Here is an 11,681-nt window from a genome sequence, read left to right on the forward strand (position 1 = left end):
AGGAAAACATGACTCCCGATACCGTGACCCAAGTACTCAGCGATTTTTTTCCTGAGGCGCAAATTGATCAGCCCGACCGTAAAACATGGAAAGTTCATGAACCGGAAAAGCGATTTCACTTGCTGGTGAGCACCTCAAAGGACGGTAAATATCTACGCGCCTTCGTTCCCATTGCCCCTCAAAATGAAGCAGAACCCTATTACGAAAAACTTCTGGAACATAACTTTAGTGAAACGAAACTGACCCGCTACGCCGTGAACCAAAATTTACTATGGGGTGCATTTAAATACCCCATCGGGATCCTTGAACCGCAACAGCTCCACGAAGCATTAGAGGAATTACAAGGTTTGCATCGACAAAACCTCAGCCCATTTTTTAATCAATTAGCCGAAGAAAAAGTCCGAGAAATTGTTGCCGCCGCTAAAGCCCAAGGCCAAACGATGGCAATGACCATGCAAACGATTACCCGGTTTTATGAAGAGGGGATTATGGGGGGCTTAGACCAAGATCCACGCCAACAGCAACAGGCTCTCATTGCGTGGCAATATCAGCTCGAACGGCTCTGGAATGAAGACAAAAATCAAGATCCCGAAAGCTAAAGAGTTGCGAAGAAATTTGCAAAAAATTGGGGATTTATCTTAATCGGCCGTGGAAAAGTAAATGGAATGATTAAAATGTTAAGAGTAAGCTGAATCACTCCCGTGGCTCAGTCATATTAAAAGTTGCACTAAATCAGTTTAGAGATAAAGCATCATGGGATTATTAGATCGTCTTGGTCGCGTTGTCAAAGCGAACCTCAATGATATGGTCAGTAAGGCGGAAGACCCTGAGAAGGTTCTCGAACAAGCCGTTCAGGATATGGGCGAAAATTTGGTGCAGTTGCGCCAGTCCGTTGCCCGGGCGATCGCCGCACAGAAAAAGACCGAACAGCAATACAACAAAAACCAGATCGAAGCGAGCAATTGGCAAAAACGTGCTGAACTGGCGATCGGGAAAGGTGATGAAGGTTTAGCAAGGGAAGCTTTAGTCCGTAAAAAGAGTTTTGCGGATACAGCAGCAACCCTCAAGGCACAACTGGATCAGCAAAACCAGCAGGTCAACACCCTCAAGGAAAACTTAATTGCCCTAGAGAGCAAAATCCAAGAGGCAAAAACCAAGAAAGATATGCTCAAGGCGCGTGCTAATGCGGCGAAGGCCAATGCCCAGCTCCAAAACACCATGAACAATATCGACACGAGCAGTGCGATGGGTGCATTTGAGCGGATGGAAGACAAGATTATGGAGCTAGAAGCCCAGTCTGAATCCATTAATGTGATCGGTAGCTCCAATCTAGAGCAACAGTTTGCGGCGCTCGAAGCCTCTAGCTCTGTGGATGATGAGTTGGCGATGCTGAAGGCGGCTGCCCAGCAAAACACACCCGCTCTAACTGGCACAGAAACTGAAGATATTAGCGATACACCGACGGATTCTGCCACCTCTGATGAGGATTTTGCGGCGGTGGATGCGGAGCTTGAAGCCCTTAAGTCTCAAATGAAAAATATCTAATTCACATCGTCATTGACTTGATCGGTGCGACTTTGGGATAACGTCATGGGGGGATTTAAAGGCTATTTCCCCTCTTTTTTGTTTTTGATGCGTGATTAAAATTAATGCATGATTAAATTGCGCAATAGTGCCATGTATTGCTGTTCATAAAGCGTCTGTGTCAGCGATCGCCGAAAACTGTTAACGTATAAAACCGTTCATGTTTATCGTAAAGCAAAGGAGTTCACCGCTCGTGAGTGGCAGCGTTTTAGAAATCACTGATTCTCAGTTTGAACAAGAGGTTCTCAATTATGATCAGGATTTATTGGTCTATTTTTGGGCAAGCTGGTGTGGTCCCTGTCGTTTGGTGTCCCCCTCTATTAACTGGGCCGCGCAAGAGTATGGCGATCGCCTCAAGGTTGTCAAACTAGAGATTGACCCCAACCCTGATGCGGTGGCGAAATGTCAAGTTGAAGGTGTACCTGCACTGCGCTTTTTTAAGGCCAAAGAAGTGGTTGCTAGCCATGAAGGGGCGATCACCAAGCAAGGGCTACAATCTTTCGTCGAAGCACAACTTTAACGCGTCTTTTTTATGTACTTTTCCCAGCGACTAGGGCAGCTTTCCGCTAATGTCTTTGCAGATATGGATAAGGCGAAGGCTGCTGCTGTTGCTGATGGACACTCATTAATTGATCTATCTTTGGGTTCTTCGGATCTCCCAGCTTCTCCCGTGGCTATTAAAACGATCCATGCGGCTCTTGATGATCCCAGCACCCACGGCTATGTGCTGCACCGTAATACCCAAGATTTTCGGGAGGCGATCGCCCACTGGTATACCGAGCGTTATGGGGTGGCGGTGGATGCAGATACTGAAGTTTTACCCCTAATTGGTTCCCAAGAAGGGACTGCCCATTTGCCCCTTGTACTAATGGATCCCGGCGATGTCGCTTTATTGCCAGATCCCGGTTATCCCTCCTACGCGGGTGGGGTTGCCCTCGCGGGTGGTAAAGCCCATTATTTTCCATTGACAGCCGAAAATCAGTATTTGCCCGACTTTGAGGCTATTCCTCGCGACATTTTGCCTCCCACGCGGTTCATGATTCTTAGCTATCCCCATAACCCCACAACAGGGGTGGCGACGCTAGATTTTTTTAGAAAAGCAGTGGCTTTTTGCCAAGAGCACGAATTAATTCTCGTCCATGATTTTCCCTATAACGATATGTTTTTTGGGGAAACGCCGCCGCCCTCTGCCCTCCAAGCTGATCCTGAAAAAGCTTGTACCATCGAACTTTTTACGTTTTCCAAGTCCTTTAATATGGGTGGTTTTCGTGTTGCTTTTGCCATTGGTAATGCTGAGGTTATTGGTGCGTTACGGCGATTAAAGGCTGTGGTGGATTTTAATCAATATGCCGGAACGCTCAGTGGGGCGATCGCCGCATTGGAGCATGACCAAGATACGATCTCGAAAAATGTTGCGGTGTACCAAGCTCGCCGTGATGCCCTTGTGGAAGCACTAAACGCATCGGGTTGGGATGTGCCCAAACCAGACGCAACGTTGTATGTTTGGGCGAAATTACCAACGAGCTGGCAAAAAACAAGTTTAGAGTTTTGTACTGAGTTAGTTGCTCAGACGGGCGTGGCTTTATCGCCGGGATCAGGCTTTGGCACAATGGGTGAAGGCTATGTGCGATTTGCCTTGGTGCGGGAACCGGTGATTTTACGGGATGTAGTAGACAAAATCGATAGTTTTTTAGCGTTGTAATTAAACAAACATGATGACAATGACACAGGTTTGGGGTTGTTTGATTGTTTTAGTCGCAGCTCCTTTTTTGGGTGCTTTCATTGTCTTGCCGCAACAGGTTGGCGATCGCCGACTTTCTCGTGCGGATACAGGCTTAAAATTCGCCCTCGAACTTGTCCTTGGCGCAGGCATTGTTTTGTTAACGCGTCAATTTTTTCCCAGTACTTCACCGTGGGAACTTTTAGGATTACTCGCGCTTGTGATGGGACGCTATTGGCGAAAACAGGAAGCGGCCATGATTGCAGTGTTGGGGGGACTCCTCCTCCATGATTGGCAAATTACTTTATTGGTGGGCTTTATCGGCTTTGTGGGTCTCACGATGTTCCGGCAAATTCGCTGGGGGGTGTGGGAAATTTTGACCCTGATCACCTTGGCGTTGGTAATCCGTTACGGAAATCAGTCGGGATATATCGTGGCGGCGATCGCCCTGAGTGGCACATTAGCTTGGATTAGCAGCAAAGCGCCGGACAACCGTGATGTGTGGAGGTTATTTAAACCAGAGGCCAAATTTTCGAGCCTTGATCAACCTCTAAATCCACGACAGGCAGGCCAAGGGGCAGCAAAGCTGAGTCACCTTAAACAACAGGGTTTTCCTGTATTGTCCGGTTGGCTTTTGGGAGCTGGCGATGATTTACTCGCGCTACTGCAATTTCTACAACCCGATGGCGATCGCCCGTTTATGGTGCGGCTGTCGAGCGAAAAACCCAGCAAACGTTTTCAAATTCCCATTGAACAATTAGCCGATTCCCAAGCTTTAGAGTCAGCAATTTTAAACACTTTTTCCCGGGAAGATTTAGGCCAGCAAAGTATTCTCATTCAAGCTCAACCCCAAGCTGTGTGGTCGGGGATCACCTATAGTCGTGCGCCCCTCGGCTATCAAGATACCCAAGCACCGCTGACGGAAGTGTTGCCCGATCTTATTACGCCGCTCATTGTCGGCGATCGCACCCCCCAGCAATATTTTGGTTTAGAAAAACCCAAGTTACAGGGAAAAGTATTACCGGAGCGTATTCCGCCCATTGCCATCATTCGGGAAGCGGCTCAACTGAGTCGTCGTCTAGAAATAGAATTTGGCACACCCCAGTCGATGGAGTGGTGTTTTGACGGGAAAAAACTGTGGATTTTGTGGGTACGTTCGATTGATTGTTTTGGGCAAGTGTGGACGCGGGAATATTTGCAAACTCTGATGCCTCTGCCGCTCCAGCCCTTAAGCGCTTCTCTCTTTAAACAAACTGGCGAACAGGCGATCGCCAATATTATGAATGTTTTTACGCCGCAACCCAAGCCAGAGCCAACGCAACTGAGCCTGTCCGCTTCACCACCGGAATTTATTACCCACTATCGCGGCTATAGCTACTGCAGCCATACCCGAAGCAACCATTTTCTTGAGACCATTGACCTGAGCTGGGCTGCCTTACCCCAAATTACCAAGGCGCGCTTTCGTAGTATTTTGACCCGTCCGGCACTGTTTTTTCGTTATCTGCGATGGGATATGGGCTGGCAAAAAGAACTCACCCAAGACATTCAGCGGCAAATAACACCAATCCTCAAAACGATTACATTGACCAATGACATTAAAGAGCAGCCTTTAACTCTGGCTGAACTAGGGCAAAATGTCGAGCAACTGCACCGATTACTGGGTAATGTATTAACCCATTATCTCAAGGGACAAATTATTCTCCGGACAAGGCGATCGCTGCTCAAAGTTAACGTCGCGACGCGGGAAATATCTCAAGAGTTACAGGCATTAATGCGGATTGCGCGGGATATCCAAAATTTACTGCCCACAGAAGGGATCGCAACCCGAGCAGAACTTTTTGCCACCCTCGCCGATCAGCCCGATGGCGAAAATATTTTTCAACAAATTGACCGGTGGCTGGCAGATTACGGTCATCAGGGAAATTATCCATGGGAACTGGCTCAAAAACGCTGGTGGGAAGATCCGGGCACAATTCGTCAGTGGATAACGGAGCTGCTCTATGGCAAGGAGCGATTGTCCCAGGACACAACTGGGGCACATGAAAGTGGCTGGCGACAGGGCTATTTGCTGCGGACAGAACAACGTTTAGGGACTGTGCAGGATTTAATGTGGACTTGTTTAGCTCAGTTGCGGTGGTCATTGCTGGCGATCGCCGACCATTGGGTTCAAGTTGGCAAATTAGACTGTGCAACGGATATTTTCTGGTTACGCCTCGCCGAAGTGGAAGAACTAAATATTGCAACCGACCCACAAAAATTGTCTTTACTCATCCAACACCGCCGCGCTGTCTTTAATGCTGAGCGTCAAGACACTGCGCCGCCTCCCCTAAAAATTTATGGGCAACCTCAAATCCGTGAGGCGATCGCCGATCGCTGTCTAGATACAAAAGATCCATTGCAAGGACAGGTTGCTAGTGCGGCCGCCGTTGTTGCCCAGGCGAAATGTTGTCGATATTTACAGCATCCCCCCTCCATTGGCAAAAATGATATTTTGATTGTGCCCTACCTCCATGAAACCCTCTTTCCTTTCCTACCCCAACTGAAAGGCGTGATCACCACCCAAGGGGGACTTTTTTCCCAGGGGGCGAGATTGGCGAGGGAGTTACGACTACCCATGATTATTAATGTGCCCAATGCCCTAGCGGTGATTCAGACGGGACAGTGGCTGCGCTTAAATAGTCGTACGGGTCAGGTGGAACTTTTACCCGATGATTGTCTCTTTATCAATAACGGCTAGCTTCCGCTAGCGGGGTACAATCTCATCAACTTTTGTTTTTTCCTCTATGCAACGATCCCAGATCTTCCAGCGTTGGTTTCACACCTACGAAAAATCTCCCCTGACGATTCATATTTTGACGGCGATCGCCCTGAGCTTCTTGGGTGGCCTTGCTTTCCTATGGCGGTTGGGGAGTGTCGGTTTGGTCGATGAAACCGAGCCAATGTTTGCAGAGGCAGCGCGGCAAATGTTAGTTACGGGAGATTGGATTACACCCTATTACAACGATGTCACCCGCTTTGATAAACCGCCTTTGGTTTACTGGCTAATGGCGATCGCCTATAAAGTTGTCGGGACAAATGCCTGGGGCGCAAGATTACCCTCTGCCCTCGCGGCGATCGCCCTGATGGTGATGATCTTTATGGTGTTGCGTACATATGGCTTTTCCACAGCCGCCGCCACAGAACAACCAGACCAGCCAAAAACCCAACAAAAATTATGGTTAGCCGCCCTACTCGGTAGCGCCTTAATTGCCCTCAACCTCCAAACCATTGTCTGGGCAAGAACAGGTGTTTCGGATATGCTCCTAAACGCTTGTATTGGTAGCAGTTTAGTCTGTTTTTTTTGGGGCTACGGGAGCGGTGGTCGTCCTTTAAACCGTTGGCTCCCAAATCCTTGGTACCTTGCCGCTTACGCCTCCCTCGGTTTGGCGGTGCTTGCCAAGGGGCCTGTGGGATTGGTTTTGCCCGGGCTAACGATTATGGTTTTTTTGATTTATCTTGGTCGTTTTTGGTCAGTCTTTCTAGAGGCAAAACCCTGGATTGGGGCGCTGGTTTTCGCCGGGATCACTTTACCTTGGTATGTCCTAGTGATCCTCCGCAACGGTCAAGCTTATCTCGATACATTTTTTGGCTATCACAACTACGAAAGATTTACCGGGGTGGTTAATGGCCATGCTGCGCCCGTTTATTTTTATATACCCGTTGTTTTGATCGGCTTTATTCCCTGGTCTCTGTACCTACCTGCGGCGATCGCCCGTTTGAAGCTCCACAAAATAAGCGAATGGCGAGATCAGCCCCGCTCTGCGCATCTCGGAATTTTTGCCACCGCGTGGTTTGCCACAGTTTTCGGCTTTTTTACCATTGCCGTTACCAAACTACCGAGCTACACCATTCCACTTTTACCCGCTGGTTCAATTTTAGTGGCCTTACTCTGGAGCCAAATGATTCTAGAACCGCAACAAAAAAGCCATTTTTTCTGGTGGAGCGGCGCTGTTAACGTCGCATTCCTTGGATTTCTTGCTGGTTTTTTAATCTATAGTCCCCAAGTCATTGGTTTCGATCCCGCCGCACCAAACCTTGACAGTAGCTTCAGAAACTCAGTATTGCCGATCCTCGGAGCAAGCATTTGGGCGATCGCCATGCTGACGGCAGGCATTAGCTTATTTCGATCCCGCCTCGGACTTTTACTGAGCAACATTTGTGCCATGGTGCTATTTGTAGCACTAGTGCTGTTACCCATGGGTACACTCCTCGACCAAAACCGCCAGATCGGTCTCCGGGCGATCGCCGCAACCATTACTGAAATGAGGCATTCAGACGAAAAAGTCGTTATGATTGGGTTTGAAAAACCGAGTTTAGTATTCTACGCAGGAGTCCACGTCGATTTCTTTGAAGAAACAGAAGAGGCCATCACTTTTATTGACAATAATTATCCCCAAGACCAAGAAACAAAAATATTCCTTATTGCCCGCGATAAATACCTCAAAAAATTACCCTTTGACCTACAAAATAACGACATAATCCAAGAAAATATCCCCTACAAACTCCTATACCTCAGCTACGATAAATTCCAGTAGTACAGTCCCTAAATGACCACTCCCATTAGGAAATCAAGCACAGCAAAAATAAGTGACCACGAAAATTAACATTATTTTTATAATGGTGGTAATCTTCCCCCTTTAAAATAAAAACTTCATTACTATTGCCGACCTTTACTCCTGTACACTTTTGTCTAAACTTCTCCTCTTTACCCTTGGCTTAAATAGTAGCTTGAAGAAAAGGCTTGCTTCACTATTAGAAGCAGATCGCTATAGTATGCAACATTTTCAATGCAATCAAGAATCCTACAAAATTTTGGCAGAAAAAAAAGAAAATATTGACTGTCTAATTACCATGTATACCGCTGAAATAGGCGAGTATTTTCAACCCCTATCTGAAGCAGGCATTGTTTTACCAAATGTTATTTTAATCCCAGAAAAAAACAACAAAGAAACTGAAGCTCGCGTCAAAACATTCTCCTACCATTCTGCGGAAAAAGAGCTTGAAATCGAAAAGATTGATACTCTTGGTTTGGTTATTGATCAGGCAATTACCCAATTTTTATATCTAGCACCAAGCTGCACACTGATTGAGAAACAAGAAATTTCCAAGAAAGTAGATGGCCTCGATGAACGCCAAGCTTTTTTACTATTACAGCAGCGCCGCCTCGCCGATAAACTAAAGGAAAGACTTGGGTATTTAGGTGTCTATTACAAACGTAATCCCCAATATTTTTACCGGAATCTTTCCCCTGAAGACAAACATGAATTCAGGCAACAGTTTAGAGCCGATTATCGGGAAATTGTCCTTGATTATTTTAATGGTAATCCACCGACTAATCAGGCTATTGACCAATTCGTTAATCAAGCTTTCTTTGCAGATGTTTCGGTGTCATACATTCTCGAAACCCATATGTCTCTCATGGACGAATTTGCCCAACAGTTGAAATTAGAAGGACGCAGTGAAGACATACTTTTAGATTATCGTCTAACCTTAATTGATATTGTGGCGCATCTGTGTGAAATGTACCGCCGCTCAATCCCAAAGGAGGATTTACCTTTTGAACTCCTATTCAGGATGGATTAGGATAAATGATGGGCTTATTTAAATTCACTCCACTTTCCCTTACCTATTCTCCGCATGCTTCCCTATGAATCCCCTTAAAAAAACTTATGTTTTAAAGCTATACGTGGCTGGTAACACTCCGAATTCAGTCCGTGCTCTCAAAACGCTCAAAAATATTTTGGAAATAGATTTTAAAGGTGTGTACGCATTAAAAGTAATTGATGTCTTACAAAATCCTCAATTGGCAGAGGAAGACAAAATACTTGCTACGCCGACCCTCTCGAAAGTCTTGCCACCGCCTGTCCGAAAAATCATTGGTGATCTATCGGATCGTGAAAAAGTTCTTATTGGTTTAGACCTTTTATATGAGGAGTTTTTGGAGCGTGAAAATGATTTATGACGGTTTCGGCGATCGCCTATCAAAACATTTGACATGTCGAAGTCTTTCAAGAGATGACGGCTTAGCGAGATAAATGTTTTAAATTTAATCACTTCAAGCAAAAAATCAACTTTTTTAAAATTCTTTTTTCTCTTTTTAAACTCCCTTTAGATTTCATCTTTTACAACACCCAGACGTTAAGCAATGAATCAGCCAATCTCTGCTAATAATGGAGCCATTAAAGGCGTACAAAAAATTCGTACCCTCATTGAGGGTCTTGATGAGATTAGTCATGGCGGTTTGCCTTCTGGGAGAACAACCCTAGTTAGCGGCACCTCCGGTACCGGAAAAACCCTCCTCGCCATCCAGTTTCTCTATCACGGCATCAAGCACTTCGATTATCCGGGTCTATTTGTCACCTTTGAAGAATCTCCTCGCGACATTATTCAAAATGCCCACAGTTTCGGGTGGGATCTCCAGAGCCTCGTGGACGAAGGAAAGTTATTTATCCTTGATGCTTCTCCTGACCCTGATGGTCAAGAAGTCGTTGGTAACTTTGACCTGTCAGCATTAATTGAACGGATTCAATATGCGATTCGCAAATATGACGCTAAGCTCGTCTCCATCGACTCGGTGACGGCAGTATTTCAACAATATGATGCGGCTCCGGTCGTGCGGCGGGAAATTTTTCGGTTAGTGGCGCGCCTGAAATATTTATCGGTAACTTCGATTATGACGACGGAGAGGCTCGATGAATATGGTCCTGTGGCGCGTTTTGGCGTTGAAGAATTTGTTTCAGATAATGTCATCATTTTACGGAATGTTTTAGAGGGTGAACGGCGGCGGCGAACGATTGAAATTTTGAAGCTCCGGGGTACAACCCATATGAAAGGAGAGTATCCTTTTACCATCACCAACGATGGGATCAACATCTTCCCCCTCGGCGCAATGCGTTTAACCCAGCGTTCTTCTAATGCGCGTATTTCCTCTGGTGTTGAAACCTTGGATCAAATGTGTGGTGGTGGCTTCTTTAAGGATTCGATTATTCTTGCCACTGGTGCGACGGGTACTGGTAAAACTTTGCTCGTGAGTAAGTTCCTTGAAGAGGGTTGTCGTAAAGGGGAAAGAGCTATTCTTTTTGCCTATGAGGAATCGCGCGCACAGCTTTCTCGAAATGCTTCGTCGTGGGGCATTGATTTTGAGGAAATGGAGCAGAAAGGTCTATTGAAATTGCTCTGTTCTTATCCGGAGTCGGCGGGCTTAGAGGATCATTTGCAGATGATCAAATCGGAAATCTCGGAGTTTAAGCCTTCTCGGATTGCGATCGATTCGCTTTCTGCTTTGGCGAGGGGTGTAACTAATAATGCTTTCCGCCAGTTTGTGATTGGGGTAACGGGTTATGCTAAGCAGGAGGAAATTACCGGTTTCTTTACGAATACGACGGATCAGTTTATGGGGGCTCACTCGATTACGGAGTCTCATATTTCGACGATTACGGACACGATTTTGATGCTGCAATATGTGGAGATTCGGGGTGAGATGTCCCGGGCGCTTAATGTTTTTAAGATGCGTGGTTCTTGGCACGATAAGGGTATTCGTGAATATTCGATTAGTGAGGGTGGTGCGCTAATTAAGGATTCTTTCCGGAATTATGAGCGGATTATTAGTGGTTCTCCCACTAGGATTTCTGTGGATGAAAAGAGTGAGCTGACTCGTATTATGCGTGGTGTTCAGGATAAAGCGATGGATGACTAATGTAGAGCGTCCACGAGTTTGAACGTTTTGAGAAAGAGGGCGATCGCCTTCTTTTTTATTGTTAGTTTTATTGTCAGTGGCTTCTTTTGTCGGTTTAACTGAAGTCATGAAAGGATTGAAGCCATGGCTAGTTTTAACTATCGCTAAAGCGGCGATCGCCACCCTAAAGTTTGCCCTAGGAATCTCATCCAAACAAGTCCAAATTTTTAGTCGCCAAAATATAGAAATACCGCACTATATTTCGGTGTTCACCATCGAGAATGATGAAATTAGATAAATTAAGACCACAGACAAGTATGGAAAGCCCGTTAAATCACTTCAATCTCTTCTTCTTTTAAATGTGCTATGTATTTTTTCTCAAATCGCACTTTTATAGGCAAAGTTGCGGTGATAGGGCGACCGATGATCCCTTCGATTTCCCCTTCTAGACCTTTTAGATCAAAAGCCTGTTTGCGATGCTGGGGATAGTTGTAAACAATGACCGATGTCGTGACACGGATGCGATCGCCAACGTTCATAAAACTGACTTGTCCTCTCTCGAAATTCTAGAAAATTTAGACGCTTTTATATCCAGCGAATAACCAGACCATTGTACATAGCTGTGGGGACTCTCGTGTAACCATCCACTGATTTCTCATTTTG

The 11,681-nt window shown here is 46.0% G+C and carries 11 protein-coding genes; 10 read left to right on the forward strand and 1 reads right to left on the reverse strand.

The features are described from left to right. The first annotated feature begins 8 nt into the window (after positions 1-8). The 10 genes from NIES208_RS01135 (at position 9) to NIES208_RS01180 (ending at position 11,316) form a co-directional block, all read left to right on the forward strand. Positions 9-599: a type III secretion system chaperone family protein gene (locus tag NIES208_RS01135; RefSeq protein WP_075888847.1), complete on the forward strand. Its 591-nt coding sequence runs from the start codon at positions 9-11 to the stop codon at positions 597-599. 154 nt (positions 600-753) lie between these two features. Further along, entirely contained in the window at positions 754-1,545 is a 792-nt protein-coding gene (locus NIES208_RS01140; RefSeq protein WP_075888849.1) for a PspA/IM30 family protein, read from the forward strand. Between the two features lie 199 nt (positions 1,546-1,744). Continuing rightward, positions 1,745-2,104: a thioredoxin family protein gene (locus tag NIES208_RS01145; RefSeq protein WP_075888851.1), complete on the forward strand. Its 360-nt coding sequence runs from the start codon at positions 1,745-1,747 to the stop codon at positions 2,102-2,104. A gap of 12 nt (positions 2,105-2,116) precedes the next feature. Next, positions 2,117-3,286, forward strand: a complete 1,170-nt coding sequence (locus tag NIES208_RS01150; protein WP_075888853.1) for an LL-diaminopimelate aminotransferase — start codon at positions 2,117-2,119, stop codon at positions 3,284-3,286. A gap of 10 nt (positions 3,287-3,296) precedes the next feature. Further along, positions 3,297-6,041, forward strand: coding sequence for a PEP-utilizing enzyme (locus NIES208_RS01155; protein WP_084176483.1), 2,745 nt, complete (start codon positions 3,297-3,299; stop codon positions 6,039-6,041). 46 nt (positions 6,042-6,087) lie between these two features. Beyond that, positions 6,088-7,878, forward strand: coding sequence for an ArnT family glycosyltransferase (locus tag NIES208_RS01160; RefSeq protein WP_075888857.1), 1,791 nt, complete (start codon positions 6,088-6,090; stop codon positions 7,876-7,878). Between the two features lie 151 nt (positions 7,879-8,029). After that, positions 8,030-8,926: a circadian clock protein KaiA gene (locus NIES208_RS01165; protein WP_411974247.1), complete on the forward strand. Its 897-nt coding sequence runs from the start codon at positions 8,030-8,032 to the stop codon at positions 8,924-8,926. 64 nt (positions 8,927-8,990) lie between these two features. After that, positions 8,991-9,305 (forward strand): circadian clock protein KaiB, encoded by a 315-nt coding sequence (gene kaiB / locus NIES208_RS01170; RefSeq protein WP_015133073.1) that lies wholly within the window; start codon positions 8,991-8,993, stop codon positions 9,303-9,305. 183 nt (positions 9,306-9,488) lie between these two features. Next, on the forward strand, positions 9,489-11,039 hold the full coding sequence (gene kaiC / locus NIES208_RS01175) for a circadian clock protein KaiC (protein ID WP_075888861.1): 1,551 nt from the start codon (positions 9,489-9,491) through the stop codon (positions 11,037-11,039). A 76-nt stretch (positions 11,040-11,115) separates the two neighbouring features. Continuing rightward, the gene (locus NIES208_RS01180; protein ID WP_075888863.1) at positions 11,116-11,316 is read left to right on the forward strand and encodes a hypothetical protein; all 201 of its coding nucleotides are present in this window, start codon (positions 11,116-11,118) and stop codon (positions 11,314-11,316) included. A 31-nt stretch (positions 11,317-11,347) separates the two neighbouring features. On the opposite strand, the gene NIES208_RS01185 is transcribed toward NIES208_RS01180, so the two are convergent. Next, positions 11,348-11,557: a ferredoxin-thioredoxin reductase variable chain gene (locus NIES208_RS01185; RefSeq protein WP_075888865.1), complete on the reverse strand. Its 210-nt coding sequence runs from the start codon at positions 11,555-11,557 to the stop codon at positions 11,348-11,350. Positions 11,558-11,681 lie beyond the last annotated feature (124 nt).

Origin of the sequence: [Limnothrix rosea] IAM M-220, from assembly GCF_001904615.1 — a bacterium.
Taxonomy (GTDB): Bacteria; Cyanobacteriota; Cyanobacteriia; order Cyanobacteriales; family MRBY01; genus MRBY01.

Excerpts from the sequence above, each read along its gene's own strand:
- NIES208_RS01135 (WP_075888847.1), top strand. The coding sequence starts at position 9 with ATGACTCCCGATACCGTGACCCAAGTACTCAGCGATTTTTTTCCTGAG.
- NIES208_RS01140 (WP_075888849.1), top strand. The coding sequence starts at position 754 with ATGGGATTATTAGATCGTCTTGGTCGCGTTGTCAAAGCGAACCTCAAT.
- NIES208_RS01145 (WP_075888851.1), top strand. The coding sequence starts at position 1,745 with ATGTTTATCGTAAAGCAAAGGAGTTCACCGCTCGTGAGTGGCAGCGTT.
- NIES208_RS01150 (WP_075888853.1), top strand. The coding sequence starts at position 2,117 with ATGTACTTTTCCCAGCGACTAGGGCAGCTTTCCGCTAATGTCTTTGCA.
- NIES208_RS01155 (WP_084176483.1), top strand. The coding sequence starts at position 3,297 with ATGATGACAATGACACAGGTTTGGGGTTGTTTGATTGTTTTAGTCGCA.
- NIES208_RS01160 (WP_075888857.1), top strand. The coding sequence starts at position 6,088 with ATGCAACGATCCCAGATCTTCCAGCGTTGGTTTCACACCTACGAAAAA.
- kaiB (WP_015133073.1), top strand. The coding sequence starts at position 8,991 with ATGAATCCCCTTAAAAAAACTTATGTTTTAAAGCTATACGTGGCTGGT.
- kaiC (WP_075888861.1), top strand. The coding sequence starts at position 9,489 with ATGAATCAGCCAATCTCTGCTAATAATGGAGCCATTAAAGGCGTACAA.
- NIES208_RS01185 (WP_075888865.1), bottom strand. The coding sequence starts at position 11,557 with ATGAACGTTGGCGATCGCATCCGTGTCACGACATCGGTCATTGTTTAC.